The organism is Segatella copri (assembly GCF_026015295.1).
GTDB lineage: Bacteria > Bacteroidota > Bacteroidia > Bacteroidales > Bacteroidaceae > Prevotella > Prevotella copri_C.
Genome location: NZ_JAPDUW010000001.1, coordinates 2,162,004 through 2,181,638 on the forward strand (window position 1 = coordinate 2,162,004; position 19,635 = coordinate 2,181,638).

Below are 19,635 nucleotides of genomic sequence, written 5' to 3' on the forward strand. Positions count from 1 at the left end.
TATGACCTTCAAGCTGTAACCACCTCTTTTAGAATTTAAAAATATACTCAATAAACTTACATTCATTTCGCTATTACCATCTGCTTATCAGTGAAAGCACTACAAGCGTCAACCAAAGCCAACAGTTTGCTCCAGTTTGAGACAGGTTCCACTCTATGAGCAAAACATTTGCGCACATACACTTTTACACTTTCATTTCCTGCGGTAGCCTTAACCGTAAATTCTCCACACTCATTAGCCACCGAAGTCTCAATCTTCTTTAATGCTTCAGCAGAGACCTTATATCCTTGCGGCAACGGAATCTCTATATTCCATTCATCAACAAACGCCATCTTGCGCCAAACATCATCGATACGCTCTCGATCCTTGCCTTCTAGTTTCAACGAACTTCCTATTAACTTACCTACCGACAACAAATAGTTATTTCCAGCGCGTTTCACCATTCCATCCATTACATAATCTACATGATAAACAAAGTTAGAACTATCTCGACGGATTCCCACGCAATCTACTCCATAGCCACCGACTTGCACAGGATCACCATCGTGATAACTACTGATTTCAGCCTTAAACGGATCTATGGCATTTTTCCGATATTCATTGAAAGCTCCTTTTAATTCAGCAGATTCCTTCTTAGTATAACAAGAGTACGGATCTTTGTCGTCGTATTTCAAATATCGCCAATAAGCTTCAAGTTGGCTTGAACCAAAAAGCGTGTTATCAGGACTCACCAAAGACTGACCGTACATTTTCTGTTCACCCGAATAAGTTACCTTCCTACTGATATCAAGTTTAGTACCATCAAGTTTAACCACCATATCATTCACCGACTTATTGTCTTCAGCTTGACTCACAGGTATCGTTATTTGTTCCTCGGAATCTTGCATATACGCCTTTCTTCCTTGATATATATAAGGTATCTCGGAAGCAACCTTAGGATAAGTCCCAGGGAAGTAGTACACATCAGTTCCCTTAAGGCGGAAGAACCAAGATGTAGAATTATAATTAATCAGTTTATCAACAGGCAATGCACCAAACGGAGTGGTAATGCCCATTTCTATTTCCACGCCCAATTTACGCAAATAATTAGCCACTGTATTAAAAACCCTCTGAGAAGCTCCCCCACTAACATACTCAAAAGAATAAATACGGTCAGCTTTCTCCTCGGCAGACATCCCCTCTTTTTTGGCAGACTTGAAGACGCTCTTATACGTACTAGGAAGACCAGCAGGAGAATATCCCCCCTTAGACACATAAGATTTCAGCAATTTCCAATCGTCTTGCAGGATTGGTGTTACATCAGGATTGCCTCGAACACCTTTTTGGCGCATAGCTTTCTCTACTACTGCCACTTTAGCCTTGGTCGGGGTAATATACATCTCTATAAAAGGTGACTGCTCCAAAGAATTATACCAAATGGATGATTCTGCATCTACCGGCTTATCCATAACCATATCAAGCACTGCATTTTTGTCCTTGTCTGTGGTCTGAGTAAAATCAGGGGCACCATTCATCGTCCTATAGACGGTGGCAAGACTTTGGTCTAGCACACAGTGAACCTTGGTATAAAGGACAGGTTCGTCTTGACGAAGAACAAAATAGAAAGGATCCAGCTGTTGTTCCTGTGTATCTATTTGGTCTAGAGAAAAGACATCAATACAATCTCCCACTTCCAAACCAGGCACAGCTATCTTCTGACTCAAGTCCTTGTCATTTTTGCCTTCCTTGACATCTACATAGTCATCTAAACTTACTTCCTGTACGTTACCATTCTTCTTTATAACACGAATGCCAAGCACCGTTTGCGTTTTATGATGATATCCCCAGGTCCACTTTCTACTTTTCGTCTTGAAAGTAAACTCAGAATAATCCTTCAACGCCTTTTTGTCATTGATTTGAATTAACATACGCTCCATATCCGTACAGTCTATCTGACGAGTAAGGCGAAGATTGAGCACCAGATCAGCCGTTGCCTTACGATAATAATCCGTGCTCAACTCCCGATAATAAGATAGTATGACGGCCGAAGCATTCTTGTATCTGTCGGGAACCGTTCGTTTTTGAAAGTCAGCAGGCGTACTGCTCCAAACTTCTTGCCGCACCTTTTGCGCCAACTTCAAATAATCAGCTTTCTCGTCAGCATTCACTGACAACGTAAAGAGCTGTACCAACAGAATACTGAAGACAACTCGGATTACTTTAATCTTTCCCATAATTCAACTTTTTGACTATGAATAATACATTTAACTCATTTTTCCTTTAATACTACTTGCTCATTACAAGCTGCTCTCCAATCACTTATAATCTTATTCCAAGCAGGGATTTCGCTTCGCGGAACACGTCTGTGGTGTATTACACACTCCTTATGCATAACAATCTGATTGCCTGTTTGAGAATAAGTGCGACAAAAATCAACCCATGCAGTATGAATCCGATAAGGTGCGGGGAGACTACTGACCTCCATTTCCTCTGGAATCAAAATCTTTACATCACGTACTTCCTTGGACCGCAAGTCTATCATGTAATCGGAAACCCGTTTGGTTGTATCCACTGGAGTCAGAAAAAGGCTCTCATCGAGATTGGCATCTAAATAAACACTACCGTCAACCAGTTGCCCAGCTCCCTTTTTCATAAAAAAAGCAGTGATATTCAATGACTCATCCCGAGGACGATTTCCCGTCATCACTATATCCCCAATCTTATCCAATCGTTCACCAGCCCCCATCGCTGCCACCAAGGCCTTCTCTTTTTCATCTTGTGCCGTAGCGTCATTCCCCACTAGTATCCAAGACTTCATATCGCCCTTCCATTTAGAGTACAATTTTCCCTTTATATCGTAGTTTCCATCATCCCCAGATTCTAAGGTTGCCTGATATGTTATAGAAGAAAAGCAAGAATCAGCAGCCAGCTCAGGTAACTTATTCATACGAAAGCTATCTGCGTCTTCTACCAAAGCCATCCTTCCTTGTATATTGTCTGGCACATAGCCTAGAGGAACATATGGATTCGTAGCATCCAGATAATATGGCTTTCCCTGATAGAAAACCGTACATATCGCATGATCAATAGATGCAATAGAAGGATTTTCCTGCAAAGAATAAGGTACATCCCATGTCCCTATATCCGTTTGACGAGCATCAAAGCCTTGCGCCTTGAGCAAGGTTTTGAGCAAAAGAGCCATAGCCTTGCAATCACCATAACGCTTACGAATAGTTTCAGCAGGTGTTGCCGGTTGATGGGCAGAAATGCCTGCCTCAAAAGCCAAATATCTGATATTCTGCTGTACCCAGGCATAAGTATTGGCTATCTTGTCATAATCGTTTTTTGCCCCTTTCTGTATCTCTCTTAGTATTTCTTCTTGATTAGGAATAGAGCAATCCACATTAGCCAACTGATGAGACCAGACAAACATATCTTGCAGACTTTGGAATGCTCCCAACACCAAGAGATGAGGAGCACTATATCCCCAAGATGGAGAATTAGGTTCTATCAGCTGTGCAGGTAAGGAATGAATCACATAAGTAAAAACGGAATCTCCCTCAGCATTACATGTAGTACTTTTCTCTATACCAGCAGGAAGATTATATTCTTTTATCCGAAACTGCTGGAAGGCTTTTGGCTTGATTACCTCTATCTTCTTATGCTCTACATAATTAGCTTCACACAAAGGAATAGTTGTGAAATAAATAGGATTGAGATAGGTTCGAGTAAAAGAAGCCTTCAGAGTCTTGCCTACCTTTGGAATCTGATAGCTAAAGTAGCAAATCTTGGTATCATCGTAAAAAACATTACGAGGAATGGCTGACTTGTATTGTGCATACCCCTTACACTGTGCCTTGTCCAAACGAATAAACTCTCCGTAATAAGCACATGGTTGAACTAGAGCGGAATATTGGGTTACACCATACTCATAATCCGTAGTGTTAACAACAATAGTCTTACCTGCGTCATCAGTTTTGAAGACGTATCTATCATTGCATTGCAATATATGCACATTGTCATCAGCTTTTTGAGCCGAGATGGGTTGCAAAAAGGCGAAGAGCAATACCAGCATACTATCTAAATCAGCAAGTCTGTATTGGAGCATTTTTCTCATTTTCATTATACTCTGCTTCTTTTATTTATTCTGTTTGCAAAAATAAGAAAAAAAAACGAGAACAAAGGATAAGAAAAGAAATTATTTTGTTTTTTGCGTTAAAAGCATATCATAATAATATAAAAAAGACAAAAGTTACCAGCTGACGATAACTTTTGCCTTTTCACTTTATATTTCTATCTTTTACATCATCATCAAACCTTAAATTTCGCAGCCTGCTCCTCAATATAGGCAGCATCGCTGAAATAGTCGATACGCATAGCCTTGCGAACCTCATCCATGGTCTGGGCTGCAAACTCGCGGGCATCCTCGCTACCCTTCTTCAGGATGTTGAATACCTCAGGAATATCCTGCTCAAACTCATGACGGCGGGCACGGATTGGGTCGAGCATCTTGTTGATGACGCTGTTCAGGAACTTCTTGCAGGTACCGTCACCGATACCACCCTTCACATACTGCTCCTTCAACTCATCCAAAGTCTTGAACTCAGGCCAGAATTCAGCGAAGTCCTCAGGAGTAGAGAATGCCTCAAGATAAGTGAACACGGCATTACCCTCCAGATGACCTGGCTCTTCCATGCTCATACGTGGCTCACCGTTAGACATCTTCTTCACCTTCTTCCAAACGGTCTTCTCGTCATCGCTCATGTAGATGCAGTTGCCGAGACTCTTACTCATCTTCTCCTTACCATCAGTTCCAGGAAGACGACGGCAGCAGGCAATCTCTGGAAGCAGAATCTCCGGCTCTACCAATACAGGTGCATAAGTCTGGTTGAAACGGCGAACCAACTCGCGGGTTACCTCCAGCATAGGCTCCTGGTCCTCACCGGCAGGCACGGTTGTAGCCTTGAAAGCGGTGATGTCGGCAGCCTGACTCACAGGATAGCAGAAGAAACCGAGCGGAATGTTTGCCTCGAAGTTACGCATCTTGATCTCAGTCTTCACGGTTGGGTTACGCTGAACACGAGATACAGAGATGAGGTTCATCAGATAGGTAGTCAACTCAGCCAACTCTGGAATCATACTCTGGATATAGAGTGTACACTTCTGTGGGTCGAGACCCGCAGAGAGATAGTCAAGAGCCACCTCTGTAATGTTCTGGCGAATCTTCTCAGGATTGTCGGCATTATCAGTCAAAGCCTGAACATCTGCCATGAAAACGAACATTCTGTCGAAGTCGCCAGCGTTCTGAAGTTGTACTCGGCGCTGCAGAGAGCCGATGTAATGACCCAGGTGAAGTTTACCTGTAGGACGGTCGCCCGTCAATATAATCTTTCCCATTTTCTTGCAATTTATTATTATTTTAGCTGCAAAGGTACAACAAAATAATGAGAATGAGGAAAAAAAGATGTAAAATTAACCAAAACCCAGAGTTTAAGAGACAAAATGCTTATCTTCTTTAATCAATTTCATCTATCTTCCTCAACTGATACCCCTCAAACTGCATAATTATCTTATGGAGTTTGGTACCTTGACGCAAGGCTTCTACTCTTGGAGCATCGGCATATCGGTTTCAGACTTCGTCATATTGCTCCAGCAGATAGGTATAGTATTGCTTACGAACATTATTATTTGGAATGCCAAGCACCAGCTGGTCTCCGCGTGTTCCCTTTATTGTTAACATTCCATAATAGAACAGAAGACTGATAAATATCTGTGGTCTTACCAACAATTTGGCAGGAAAACTTTCCTCAATATTACCTATTATTTCTCCATTCTCGATGATGGTACGCAGAACACCCTTACGGTCGCCATCCAGCTTATCAAGCTGCAGCAATTTCTTCATCTTGCCATAATCTGTCTTGGTATTAGGATCCACCATCAGCTTAGGAGATTCACCAGTCTCACGATAATTGCGTAAGTAATAGAATACCATATCGCTGTTGAAAACTTTACTCTGAGTTTTCAAGGCACTTTCCGAGAAACAATAGTTGTCATACCATGGTTTCATCTCTTCTATGATAGCCTCCACATCACTATCAGGACGAATCTCCCCATTCTCCTTATAATAAGTGAAGAGTTCTCTTACATCTTCGGTAGAGAAACCAAGCATTTGATTAAAGGCAGGCTTGGTAGAGATATGCCATCCTATGTTGAATCCACTGGTCAAATCATCCAGTGTAACAGGACTTACGCCTGTCATAAAGATTTTAGAGAACATTCCCTTAAACACCTTGAAAATCTCCCGATAAAAACCACTGGCATGAGTAAGAGCCGTATACACTTCCTCCCCCTGCTCATTGAGCACAACATTGGTAAAGTTGTCATACTCATCTACTATAAGATAAAGTGGAAGGTTCTTTTTCTCTGCAGCAATCCCAATGGCATTCAACTTTCTGGCAGCAGTTTTTGCCTTCAACACACTTTCCACTACTCGTTCGGGATAATACTCCTGATAAGTTTCGATAAAGCTATCAATACATTCATTGCAATAGGCATTGAAGTTTTCTTCCAATTGGTCTATCGAACCTCCTATCTTGGAGAAATCAAGAAACAAGACTTGATACTTTCCCTGATTTTCTGTAGGATGCGAACCTATCCAAAGGTTGCCAAACAACTTATCAAACTTATCTTTACGTTTGATGTCATAATAAGCCCTCAGCATACTGATAAACAAACTCTTGCCAAAACGGCGAGGGCGAATAAAGAACAAGGCATCAGGCTCATCCTCTAACTTAGGTATATACATGGTCTTATCGACATAATATTGATTTCTCTCAATGATGTCGATGAAGTCAGACACTCCGTAAGGTATTCTTTTAGCTCGTCCCATAATCGCTTATTTTTTAATACGTTGCAAAGGTACAACAAAATATTGAGAAACTGCAAGAAATGGTGAAAAAATAACAAAATGAGCGGGAGAAGGAAGGGATATCTGAACGAAAAACGGGGCACCCCTTTGGATGCCCCGCCACCAATTAAAATAATTGATTGTCGCATTATAAACTTACCGTACTACTTAGCGATCATGATCGTTACACGGTTCTTTGCGTTTTCTGCAAAAGGCTGCACACGTGCACCCTTAGATTTTTCTGTAATGCGCTCAGAAGGTATATTATATTTCTTTGTCAGCATCCAAACCACAGCTGCTGCTCGCTTGGCAGCGATGCGGTCGTTGATGACGTCATTGCCTGTACCCTTGTCAGCATAGCCGGTTACAACAACCTTTGCCTCTGTATTCTTGTTCAGGAAATCAACCACCTCACGAATCTTAGCATCCTCAGAAGGAGCAATCTTGTAAGAATTGATGGTGAAGAAGATGTCACGGCGAATCTCCTCTATCTTCTTCTCTACAGGAGCTGGCTTAGGCTCTGGCTTAGGAGCTACATATTCCTGCTTAGGAGCTGGTGCCGGAGCAGGTTCCTCTACCGGCTTAGCCTTCTTGGTATAGCTCTTGCCCAGGTTGATGCGTACACCTGCCAGTGCATTGAAATACCAGTCAGGGTTATCTGCCTTCTTAGAGTTGTACTTGTCAGAAATCATGTTGGCATTGCCTTCGAGCATGATGCTCACAGCCTTGCTTACCTTGAATTCCAGGTCGATACCGGCTCTGCCGTAAGGGCGAACCTTCTTTCCCTGCCAGAGATACTCCAGCAGATAGTTGCTCTGATTCTTGATGTTAGCAGCCAGGTCGTTTACCTCCTGGTTAGCTCCTGCCCAGTTGATACCACCACCTACGAAGGCAGTAGCGTTGAACACGCGATTCGGGTTCCAACCACAGAAGAGGTTAGAGAGGTTGAACATGAAGTCCACACCCGGAGCTACATATTTCCATTTGTAGCTGGCGGTATACGGAGTACCGTCCTTGGTAGCCTTGTATCCGTTCCATCCGCCCTTGCTCCAGATACCGTTAATCTGACCACGGAGTCCGAAGACAGGAGAGAACTGGTAGCCGATGGCACCCTGGAAGTTAGGAGAAAGCAAGTCTGAGAAGCTTGCCTCACCCACAGTATATTGCCCACCAGCCTGAACATCCAGGAACCAGTGACGCTTAAACTGATATTCGTTTCCATCCTTGTCTGTGTAGGATGCTTGCGCCATAGCGGCAGTAGAGCCGATGGCTAACAAAGAAGCTGCATATAAACACTTAATAGATTTCATCATAATTTAATTGTTTTGTTATTGATTCACTCCTTTGACAAACAAACTTATGTATTTGTTTGAAGCATTTGAATTAACTACAATTTCTTTATTAAAACTCCCGATAACAGATCCTTTCCCATCATAAGTGATGATGATAGATCCTTTTTTGTCTGGCATGATGGGAGTTTTACTGAAACTAGCTTCAATACAGCCGCAATAACCATGTACATCATGGAGTATTAATGGAGATTTTCCTATATTTTGAAAATCGAACCTAACCTTCTGCAGTTTTTTTGAACCAACCTTGCCGAAATCATGTTCATATTTCAGAAACTTTATTTTCGACTTTTCAGAATCGGGCAGTTTATCATATTTGTATTCAGCCTCCATCCGTTCTCCAGGAGTCAGTTCTTTTTTCTTTTCGGAGCAACTGGCTGTGAATATAGCACAGCACATAAGAAAGAACAGAACTTTCTTACTCATCATAAGTTATCTTGATGGCAGCTCTACCTTCATTCATATCAGTTTCCTGACGATAAAGTGCTCCGTCTCTCAGATAATAATAGGCAGGATCACCATTCCATTTTATAGTGGCAAATGGACGCTTGTGATCATCTCCATCACTCCAGGTGATTTGCTCTTTCTTCTCATTACCGGCAAACTGAATTGTACCGGTATAGTCTTCGTTCAGAACGAACTTGTTCTCAAATTCGTCAGTAAAAGAGCCTGCAAAACCATGGTTCTCTTGCTTACTGCCTCCACCGCATGACATGAAGACGAATGTAACTGCCAGACATATAAAAACTAAAAATCTTTTCATTTTTTTCTGTTTTTGTTTTAAAAAAGGGTGCCCTCTGAGGAAGACACCCTTAATTTTATGTTATCTTGAGATCTACTTACTTCTTTTTGGCATTAGCCTGAATAGTTGTAGCAACATTAACCTTGATAGGATCTGTTACAATCTCACCCCAACCATACTTAACCTTAACAGGGATGTAAACGTTGAATGCGTTCTGAACACCTGCACCGTTGTTGCGGTATGTGATGTAGCCGAACTTAGTGGTAGTGGTTGCACCGCTAATTGTAGCTACCTGATCAAGAACGATTGTGGCTGGAACAGCCTGAAGTTCACCGTTCAAGTCGCACTGAGCCTGCTTGATAAGAGCCTCGACCTCAAATGGGCCGTAGAAATCCCAGTATGTAGGATAGTCAGAGAAGAGGCGGTGCGCACCAGTCTTGGCATCAAGACGCCAGTCAGATGGAGAAATCAAATCCTCGATTGTGATGTATGAACCCTTCTCACCCAAGTCTACACCATCGATGAAGTTGTCATTAGCATTTGTTGCGATGTCAATTGGACGAACAAAGTTAGCCTGGAAGTGATTCTTACCACCGAAGGTAATTGCTACTTCCTTGTCCTTATCCTTACAAACATTAGCCTTGGCACCGATGTATGTGTACAACTTCTTGGTGTTCAACAAGTACTTAGCGAGGACGCCATCCTTGTTCAATTCGATAGAGTTCTTGCGCTCAACACCGTAAACTCCAGTTGATTTCGCATTGTTGATGGTTGCAATCAACTGCTTAGCGTAAGTTGTTTTGCCAACAGTAGCAGAAGCCCACAACTCAAGACCACTATTCTCTACAGAGAATGTAACCTTAGCATCGTCGATGTCCTTGATAGTTGCAACACCGTCCTTATCTGCACAGAAGAAATACTGGAGATTTGTGATGTTCTCACCGAGGTACAATTGGCCGTCAACATTGTAGAATGGGGCGTTCAAGTCGCAAACAAACTTACAATTCTTTGATTCTTTATCACCAGTGTTTGGAGTTTGAACATTCAGCTTAGCATACGTAGGATTGTCTGTATTGTTCCAGTAATCGAGGTAGTAGTGAGCTTTTTCCTTCACTGCATCAGCGTCAGCCTTTTTCGTCCAAACATTATAAGTCTTCTTGACACCGTCAATCTTAGACTTCAACACAACGACTACAGAGTCTGTTGCGCCAGTTTCTTTGTTCTTGAATACGATTTCGTTAGAAACCTCTTCGCCAGCGTGCTTCCACAAGTCATCGTTAGAGATAGTCCACTCGTAAAGGTAAGTCTTGCCACCCTCTGCATCTGTCTCCTTGATTTCAGCAACATTACCAACATCGCTCTTTACATGAGAGCAATCTGTAAAGTATGGATAAGCTGTGTGGAACTCCTTCTTACTCATGCCAAGCTTGTTGTACAACTGTACGTTGATTTGCTCAACAGTAGTCTTTGATGCTCCAGCCTTATCACATACAAACTTAAAGTTGTCTACAGTCAATGGGATAGGATCCTTAGCAGGGATAATCTCCTCTGGTCTAACAATCTTAATCTTTACATAAGCTACCTCAACAACCTTTGAGCCGTTCATCAAGCTTACACGTACGATAGGAGTACGGTCGATAGCAGCCTCACCGGATGTGCTGAATACCTTAGGAGTTACGATACCATCCTCTGATACAGAAATGAAATCCTTCTGGTCGGTCTTGGTCTTTTCGCCAAGGATGTAGTTCTTAACTACATCGTACTTGATGCTCATGCCAAGTGGAGAAAGATCCTTAACGACAGAGCAACCTGTCTTGCTCTTCTGGTGAACACCTACGAAGGTAGACAAGTCGAGCTTGCCGTTGTAAGCTACAACAGTATCAACCTCAGCCTTTTTCTGAGCATCTTTGCTCCAAACTTCATAGCCCTTAACCTTAGTGCCAGCCTCAGTATCCTTGTTAGAGATACCTACAGTACCACGGCGGAAGTGATAGTTTTCCTTCTTGTTGATCTTCACTGTATCTGCGAGGAACAATGGATCCATGTCGTTCTTGTAGATAGTGGTGTAGTCAGAAGTTACAACCTCACCATTCTTTCTGTTAGCCTGTAAAGCAACAGTAGTAATCTTCTCATCAGTAGCAGGTGTACCTGTTACGTTCACCTTAACCTTCAAGATACCGTCCTTGAACTCTACAAACTCAGGCTTTGCAGCGAAATCCTTAGATGCAGCGGCACGGCTCTGGATGTAATCACCATTAGCCTCAAGAGCAAACATCAAGTTCTTCAACTGTGCCTCAGAAGCGTTGGCTGGAATTACGTGATAGTAAGCGTATGTCTCAGGGTTGATGACAGTAGCTTCCTTTGCTCCTGTCCAAATTTCCTTCTCGCTATCCTTTGTTGCACCAGCACTCAAATCATTGTAGCTAAATGAAGAGATACGGATTGCTGGAACACCGTCAACGTATGCACGTGAGTCGTTGTCTTTCTGGAACACGAAACCACGGAGGTTGTTGCTCAATGAGATGGTGTATTCACCATAAGTACCATCAGACTTGAGTACGTGACCCAACTTCAAGTCTTCCTCGCCCATAACTGCTGTGATAGCATCATTAGAAGCTGTCTTCCACATAATATTGGTCTTGGTTTCTGTATTGCCATCAACCTTGTAGAAATAGCCATCTTCCTTTGGCAAGTAGTAAGCACCGTCCTTACCAGCAGTTCCAGTTCCAGCAGCACCCGGTGTACCAGGATCACCCTTGTCGCCCTTAGCATTCAAGCCTGTGCTTACATCATCAATGTACCAAACTCCGTCAACGATTTTAACAACTGAGCCAGCCTTACCATCCTTACCATTTGTGATGTCATAAGTCTTACCATTGCTCAATTTGACTGTAATACCATTGTCGTTCTTTACTACATCTGTGAGAACACTACCAGCTGTAATCTGAGAATTGATTTCATCAATGGTCTTCTTCAATTGGTCAATCTGACTCTGCAAACCGCTGATGTCATCATCGTAGTCTTTACAAGAAGTAAATGTGCTTACCGAGGCAATTGTCAATGCACCCATAAGCAGCGCGCTAAAATACTTTCTTTTCATACGGTAATAATTTATAAAGTTATACGATTTTCCTAGCCTTTCGGCAGGAAGTTATTAATTAATTCTCTATATCGAATTAAGAGTTCCGTTTGATGAAAAGAGTCTGCACTCTTAGAAAAGTTCTTTTTTCAGTTTCAAAGGTCCTCTTAGAAAAGTTATTTTTTATCGTTCTTAAATATTGTGGCTTTTTATCGCCACTCAGTTCTTATCGTCTTTGAAATATCTCCAGCCGGGAGATATGCTATGGAATGGAAAGGTAACCCTAAATATCTGCATGAGAATTTTTTTTCTCGATTTTATTGCCACATTTGCCACACGCATATTAAATCACTGGTATACAATGGTTTAATGGTGACAGTAGTCTCTATTTCTATTGTCACCTTATTGCCACCTATTGCCACGCCCTAGGTATGCCAAAACTGGCATAATTAGCTGATATTCAGGTGTTTCTTGCTTACTTTTTGTTTTTTCTATTCATTGGGACGCTTGGTGCAACGACTGAACAAAACAAGGTTTTTTGCGTTCAATATAACCCCTTTTTCGTCTTTTTATCACCAAAAATGGAAGTGAGGCTTACTTTAGATTCAAAAAAGGCTCTTTTGAACTTCACAAGAGCCTTACTTGATAATGGGTAGGATGCTTCTGAAACTGCGTCACGACGTAGCTGTCACTGCGTCGGGACGTAGTTGTTGTTACGTCGTGACGTAGCTACTGCTACGTCGTGACGTAATTTTTCCTGCGTCGTTGGCGGAAAAACTCTACCTTCCTCTCATATACTGATAGCTTCGATAAGCATATCGTTGTATCTGTCTATCACATCGTCATTGATACTTTTCAGATAGATGCGCGTGATTTTCTCTGAGTTGTGCCCCATGCTGTCACTTATCACGCTGATGGGGATGTTCTTCTCCTTGGCGATGGTAGCCCAGGAGTGACGGGCGCAGTACATCGTTACTTTCATCGGCATGCCGATACGCCGGGTGAACTTCTGCAATGCCTTGTTCACCCTACATTGGCGGTAGTGATACTGTTTCCTGACATCAGTAACTACGTTCTGGTTTACGATACCCAGCAGATGTTTGCCGTCGAGTGAAGGGTGGCGGTCTGCAATCTCTTGCATGCAGGGGCGCCATGCCACCCTCAGTTCTTTACCCGTTTTCTTTCTCTTGTATATGAGCTGCCCGTCCTTAAGGCTTCCTTTTTCAAGAAAGGCGATATCTACGAACGACATGCCTCGGGTATAAAAACTGAAGAGGAAGAGATCTCTCGCCAGTGCTTCCTCCTCGGTGATGGTTGTTGCAGCGACTATCTGATGGATGTTTTCCGCTGTAAGTGCTCTTTTGGCAGTCGGGGTGTTCTTGGTGAAAGAGTGGACGAAGGGGTTGCGGTCTTCTAATCCATATTGCTCCAGAGCTTTGTTGTAGATGGCTCGGAGTCGCTTCATGTAAAAAGAGATGGTGTTCAGCGTGAGACCGCTCTTTCTCAGATAACTCTCGTAATCTTCCATGATGAGGCTGTCGAGTTGGCAAATCTGCAGGTCTTTCTCTTTTCTGAATCTCATGAAGCTGCGCAAGGTGCATGTATATATTTCGGCAGACCGGTGCTTGCCATTTCTGTAGAGTCGCTGGGTGAGTTCCCTGACATATTCGCCCAGCATCGGACAAACATTCGTATCTTCTTTGGCTATTTGCAGCGCATCATGTTCGCTACCTTTCTCTATGACATATCCCAGTGCATTGTTTCTGTTGCTTACTTTGATGACGATTTCTGCATCTTGCCGAATAAGTTCCTGTGGAATTTCTATTCTTAGTATCATTTTTATGTGAATATTATGTTGAATGAAGTGCTTTGTTGTATAACAATTTAGTAAACTGCCAACAAAGTTACGATTAATCTCTGGATTACACAAAGCTTTTTCCGATATTCACATCTATGCCAGTATATATGATAAGGTGTAATGGGCAGCCAGTTTAAGTAAGTAGATGAAATCATGTACGTCATTTAACAAGTTCATACGTTTCATAGAGTCGATAGATATGACTGCGTTGGGTTAAAGATACGACTGCGCTGGGCAGAAGATTCGATTTCGTTGGGTTAAAGATTCGACTTCGTTGGGTGGAAGAGTCAATTTCGTTGGCTGAATAATATGGCTGCGTTGGTTGAACGAAGTAGCTCTGTTAGCTGAATGAAGTACTTGAAGTGTCAGAATGATATGGTTGAAGTAGCTGAATGAAATAGCTCTGTTAGCTGAATGAAATAGCTCTGTTGGCTGAATGAAATAGCTCTGTTAGCTGAATGAAATAGCTCTGTTGGCTGAACGAAGTAGCTCAGTTAGCTGAATGAAGCACTTGAGTTATCAGAATGAGGTGGCTTGGTATAATACGATTCGCTAGTCTATTAGGCGTTCGGGGCTTGCTGCCCAGCCTTTATTAAAAGTAAAAAAAGTGCGTCATGGAGTTATGACACACCCTCTTTGAAATATTATACTTCTTTCCTATTCTTAAGCACCCAACCTCCGAATTGTATGAAGCTCCTATATATAATAAGGTGTAGGGTCGTTAATTAAAAAGCAGTCGATAGTGAAAAGTTCACTGCCGACAGACTAACTTGTTTTTGAGTCTGTAAAGTTATCTCCATAGGGGCTCGGAAATCCAATTTTCAGGAAACCCCATAGCTGTCGGATCTACCTGTGAATAAGAAGCGAGTAAGGATTTGAGCTTGTTCTTGAAGTCCAATCCGTATCCCATGGAATCAAGCCAATATGCAATACAACAGGCTATAGCATATACTTTGTTTGCATCTACACCTTCTATGTTCACCCATGCACCACGTAAAGAAGCGCTCATTTGAGGAGCTGTAGAAAGATAACGGTTCCAGAGGCGTGAGTGGTGAGCGCAACAGTTTCTCAAGACAGTTACGCTACGCATCCAGCTTTCCAATACCTCATGCTGAGGAAGATTGAACTGACGAGCTACACGCTTCTTCAATTTCTTGTCACAGAAATTGTAATAGAGTTTTGAAAGCGTACCGAAAGATGCCAGTTCAAGAGTTTTCCATGCTGGTGGGAAAATTGGCTTGTCATAGTTGCGCCTATGCTCCTTGATAAAGTCCTCTTTACTACGTTGAAGCTCTCTGTCTATGGAGTTCATATTCTCAATAAACTTATGTTCGTCATCAGCAAGGCTTGTATCAAAGAACCAAAATGGTCCATGTTCCAATGAGAACTCTTGTATAATTTTTGTGCGCAAAGCTATCTCTAATCGTTGGATAGCTTTGAACATCAAGTCTCTCAACTCCATATCAAAGTTGTAGAGAGCTACGGCATCTTCAAATCTACTATTAGGCTTAAATTGATGTGAAGTTTTATCTGCCTCCATTGGACGAAGGTATTGAACAAAACGAAAATAACTGACCTCTCCAAGAAATTTTGCAGTCTTGGATGAATCAGCAATATTTAAGCCTCTACTTTTTAGTAGTTCTATTTGTTCAGAAATAGAAAGAGCCTGCTTAGTGTATAATCTTAATGTACTCATAAAAAGCAAAAGACCCGCCCTGGTTCGCTGTTCTAATGGGAAGCGTGGCGGATTCTGTTGCTGCAAAGATACGAATAATCATTGACAATACAAACTTTTTAGCAAGAAAAATCATTCTAAAGTGGATTCTTTAACATATTTATATTTAATAATGCCAAATCTGATCATAGAATCACGTTTTGTCAGTGGAGAAAAGTTTCTAAAAATACCGCTTTGTTTTTTATCTCTTTCCTATTCTTTAGCACCCAACCTCCGAATTGTATGAAGCTCCTATATATAATAAGGTGTAGGACCGCCAATCTCCCCTATATATAATAAGGTGTAGGTTTTATATCGGCAAAATGGAAAAAAACAGGGAAAATGGACGGGTTAGAAGCCCAATATGGGGGCTATTTTATAAAAAACATAAGAAAATTAGCCTTTTTTTGAAAAAAAATGCTCAAAAACTTGCAAGTTTCGAAAAATATGCCTATATTTGCAACATGAAAAATCTCCCGGCTGGAGATAATACAAAAATTAATAAGAACTTAGTGGTCATAAAAAGCCACACGACATATAAGAACAATAAAATAACTTTTCTAAGAGGACCTTTGAGAAAGAACGAAGAACTTTTCTAAGAGTGCAGACTCTTTTCATCAAACGGAACTCTTAATTCGATATAGAGAATTAATTAATAACTTCCTGCCGAAAGGCTAGGAAAATCGTATAACTTTATAAATTATTACCGTATGAAAAGAAAGTATTTTAGCGCGCTGCTTATGGGTGCATTGACAATTGCCTCGGTAAGCACATTTACTTCTTGTAAAGACTACGACGATGACATCAGCAGCTTGCAGTCTCAGATTGACAAGTTGAATGAGATGGTAAGTAAGATCCAGGGTCAAATTGACAATGGCGCAATTCTGACTAGTGTTACTCCTGTAGAGAACGGTCTGAAAATCACATTGAATCAGAATGGTAATCCAAAAGATTACATTATCACAAATGGTAAAGACGGAGCCAAAGGTGAAGCGGGTGCTGCTGGTGCCCCAGGTACACCAGGTAAGGATGCTGACGTTTGGAAGATCGGTGACGATGGCTACTGGTACAAGAATGACACAAAGACAGATTACAAGGCTGTAGGTACTGATGGTGCTGCTGGTGCTGCTGGCACAGCTGGAACTCCTGGCGCTCCTGGTAAGGATGGTAAGTACTATGAGCCAAATGCATCTACTGGTACATTCTGGGAGGTTAATGGTGAGACCAAGAGAGATACTGGTATCTCTTATGTAAGTGCCAAAACTCTTACTGCCATTTGGACAGAAGATGCTCTTACACTCAACAATGTAAGTGGTGTAGAAGGCGGCAAGATTGTCATCAACTTGACTAGCAAGCTGTTGTCTTTAGTTTTTAGTCCAAAGGCTTATTGGGAAGGTATTGAGACTATTCCAGTTTACTCTTTCGACTACAATCCTATTGAGTTGGCGAAGGCTGATGTTACAAAGAATCAGATAGACGATTTGGGTACAGAAAATTCAGGAAATCATGTATCAATTGTTACTGACGCTGTAGCTTCTTACTATCTCAATCCATCTAATGCGTCAGTTGACACTAAAGATCTCAGCCATTATTCATTATTGCTTAACACTGCGGACATTTTGACTCGTGCTACTAGCAATGACATCAAGATTACCAAGGTGGATAAAGACAACGAAAATGGTATGATTAAAGTTCACTTCGGTATGGCTAACGGAAATGCTTTGACAGAAACAAACAACAAGGTTGATGTTGCAGCACTTCGTTACAAGTATACTATTAAGAAAGATGATAAAGAAGTAAAGGATACTCTCGTAACATCTGATTTTGCTGCTCTCAAGCATTTCAAGATTACAGACTTCTCTATCAACAAGGTTGCTACTGAGGGAACTGTTGATAAGCAGGATGCTGCTTGCCAGACATTGGCTACCACAGCAAGCGACGCAGTGAATGACGTTCATGCTCCTGTATTGACTATTCCATACAATGATGAGAAGGGTATTCACCTCGACAATTGGATGGATGTTCACTATAAGTTAAACAACCAATATTCTCTCTGGGGTGGACAGACCACGATTAACGAGCAGAACTTCAAGTTGAAGTATGAGTTGATTGGCTACATTTCTCCTAACTATGATACCAATGAGAGTGATCACGCAACAATTGAAGGCGACCTCTTCAAGGTAAAGGGTTACAAGGATGACGCTACTGGTCGTCAGATAATCGGTCGTACTCCGCTTGTACGTGTAACTTTGGTTGATGGTAACTCTGGTGATGCTATTGCTTCTGTTGGTTACATCAAAGTTGAAATTACAGATATAAATGCAACTCCAGAAACTGTTGAATCTGATGGTATCAAGAAGGATTATACTGTAGGCTGTGCAGGTAATGTCTTAGATGGCGTACAGGCTATCACATGGGATGAGGTTGAGAGCAAGGTTCTCGCTAAGATTGACATGAGTAAGTCTGAATTCGAGGCTAACTATAAATTCGTAGATGGTATTCAATATAAGCAAAACGCTCAGAACGGTTTCGATGTACTTACACCAAGCGTAGGTACTGTAGTTAGCACAACAGATGCTGTTGGCGGTCACCAGACTAATGTTTTAAAGTGGACTGTTACAGAAAACGAGGCTTATCAGTTGTTGAAGAAGGATGGCGATGTAATCACTATTTGGGTTAAGTTCGCTCCTAAGGCTACAGCAAGAGCTTTGAAGGATATCTATGTTAAGTTGTCTTGGACAGCACCAAAGGTTCACAATACCCCAACTGCAACTATCAAGGACTCTGACAAGAAGGCAGCTGCTTGGCATAAGGCAAATGCGAACACCGCAGGCTTTGACCAGCTCCATATTCAGGTAGGTAATGCTACTCAGAATGGTGCAACATGTGAGTTCGACAATTTGGTGGTAGCTAGTACATTCAACTCTACACTTGTTGAAATTGTCAAGAACCAGATTAAGGATCAGTATGCAGCTCTCGCTGGTGCAGCTAGCGTGACATATAAGTTTGCTCCAACCGCAGACCAGTCTCACAAGACATTCTATGGTGCTAAGAGCAATACAAAATATGATATCTCTGTGAGCACAGATGGTACTACAATCTCTGCATCTGCAGGTACAGTTAGTCATGAATTGGCTACTATCACAGCAGCAGATGGTACTATCAATGTAAAGAAGAACGTCTACACAAAGGATATCTTGAACAAGTATGGCAGTGTTTCTGAGCTTGCTGACGCATTAACATTCACAGTCCTTGCAGATGTAAAGACTTGTGATCCTGCATCAGACTTGATTAATTTAACCAACAAGATGTTTGATGTGAAGGTTATCAAGCCTCTCTTTGTAAAGAGTGTATCTGTTCCAGCTATGACATTGAACAATTACTCATCAATGACAAATGTGCCTGTTAAATTCGAGTTTGTAGATTTCAACAACTATACTCAGGCTAAATTCTATGCAAATAGTAATTCGCAGGTTGCATTCAAGAACTTCTATAAGATAGCATCTATCAAGAAGGATGGCGACATTACCACTAACTATAGTGGTGCTTGGAAGAAGATTGATGAAGATGACATCAAGGTAACTTACAATGAAGGCACTCTTGCTGTAGGAGGCAATGGCGTAGTAAGCGACTTCGGTACTGTTTCTTTGGTACAGGTTAACCAGAGCCGTGCAAATGGTTTCGATGTTAAGATACCTGTTGCTATTACATACAACTGGGGTACATTGTACACAAATATCCAGTTCCATGTAAATCCAGCATCAGCAGCTGCTAGAAAGCACTAATTAGAAACAAAAAACTAATATCAAGGAGGGCGGAGCGAAACTCCGTCCTCCTTTCTCTTAGATATTAGCAGTATTTCTTTTAAATATAAGCTGTATGAAATCTTTGAAATTAATTATTTTTCTCATTACATCTGTGCTGATTCTAAGTTTGAGTTCTTGCAACTCATGTAGCTCCAAGAAGGAAAAACCTCAAGGCCCGCCTCCTACGAAATTTGAAGAAAG

Annotated in this window: 11 protein-coding genes and 1 pseudogene; 2 read left to right on the plus strand and 10 right to left on the minus strand. The window is 41.7% G+C overall.

Annotated features, from left to right (window positions below; all coding sequences use genetic code 11):
* Positions 1-62: 62 nt before the first annotated feature.
* The 10 genes and pseudogenes from ONT18_RS09235 to ONT18_RS09280 all read right to left on the minus strand — a co-directional run bounded on the left by ONT18_RS09235 (position 63) and on the right by ONT18_RS09280 (position 15,454).
* Positions 63-2,213 (minus strand): DUF3857 domain-containing protein, encoded by a 2,151-nt coding sequence (locus ONT18_RS09235; RefSeq protein WP_264905121.1) that lies wholly within the window; start codon positions 2,211-2,213, stop codon positions 63-65.
* Between the two features lie 35 nt (positions 2,214-2,248).
* On the minus strand, positions 2,249-4,102 hold the full coding sequence (locus tag ONT18_RS09240) for a transglutaminase domain-containing protein (protein WP_264905123.1): 1,854 nt from the start codon (positions 4,100-4,102) through the stop codon (positions 2,249-2,251).
* Between the two features lie 188 nt (positions 4,103-4,290).
* Positions 4,291-5,376 carry a tryptophan--tRNA ligase gene (gene trpS / locus ONT18_RS09245; protein WP_117695026.1) on the minus strand — a complete coding sequence of 362 codons (1,086 nt, stop codon included), beginning with the start codon at positions 5,374-5,376 and terminating at the stop codon, positions 4,291-4,293.
* A 238-nt stretch (positions 5,377-5,614) separates the two neighbouring features.
* Positions 5,615-6,868, minus strand: a pseudogene (locus tag ONT18_RS09250) (ATP-binding protein); the annotation flags it as partial.
* Positions 6,869-7,050: 182 nt separating this feature from the next.
* A complete protein-coding gene (locus ONT18_RS09255) occupies positions 7,051-8,199 on the minus strand; it encodes an OmpA family protein (protein ID WP_264905125.1) in 1,149 nt (382 codons plus the stop codon).
* A gap of 15 nt (positions 8,200-8,214) precedes the next feature.
* A complete protein-coding gene (locus tag ONT18_RS09260; RefSeq protein ID WP_264905127.1) occupies positions 8,215-8,664 on the minus strand; it encodes a DUF1573 domain-containing protein in 450 nt (149 codons plus the stop codon).
* Positions 8,654-8,998 (minus strand): hypothetical protein, encoded by a 345-nt coding sequence (locus ONT18_RS09265; RefSeq protein ID WP_144155327.1) that lies wholly within the window; start codon positions 8,996-8,998, stop codon positions 8,654-8,656. The genes ONT18_RS09260 and ONT18_RS09265 overlap by 11 nt, the downstream gene beginning before the upstream one ends.
* A 76-nt stretch (positions 8,999-9,074) precedes the next feature.
* Positions 9,075-12,077 (minus strand): DUF4988 domain-containing protein, encoded by a 3,003-nt coding sequence (locus ONT18_RS09270; protein WP_264905129.1) that lies wholly within the window; start codon positions 12,075-12,077, stop codon positions 9,075-9,077.
* Between the two features lie 769 nt (positions 12,078-12,846).
* Positions 12,847-13,893, minus strand: coding sequence for a tyrosine-type recombinase/integrase (locus tag ONT18_RS09275; protein ID WP_264905131.1), 1,047 nt, complete (start codon positions 13,891-13,893; stop codon positions 12,847-12,849).
* A gap of 811 nt (positions 13,894-14,704) precedes the next feature.
* Positions 14,705-15,454 (minus strand): Abi family protein, encoded by a 750-nt coding sequence (locus ONT18_RS09280; protein WP_244263576.1) that lies wholly within the window; start codon positions 15,452-15,454, stop codon positions 14,705-14,707.
* 497 nt (positions 15,455-15,951) lie between these two features.
* Here ONT18_RS09280 and ONT18_RS09285 point away from each other — a divergent pair, with 497 nt between their 5' ends.
* Together ONT18_RS09285 and ONT18_RS09290 are read left to right on the plus strand one after the other, a co-directional pair.
* A complete protein-coding gene (locus ONT18_RS09285) occupies positions 15,952-16,227 on the plus strand; it encodes a hypothetical protein (protein WP_264905135.1) in 276 nt (91 codons plus the stop codon).
* 111 nt (positions 16,228-16,338) lie between these two features.
* Complete coding sequence (locus ONT18_RS09290; protein ID WP_264905137.1) at positions 16,339-19,413, plus strand: DUF4988 domain-containing protein; 3,075 nt, start codon at positions 16,339-16,341, stop codon at positions 19,411-19,413.
* Positions 19,414-19,635: the final 222 nt, after the last annotated feature.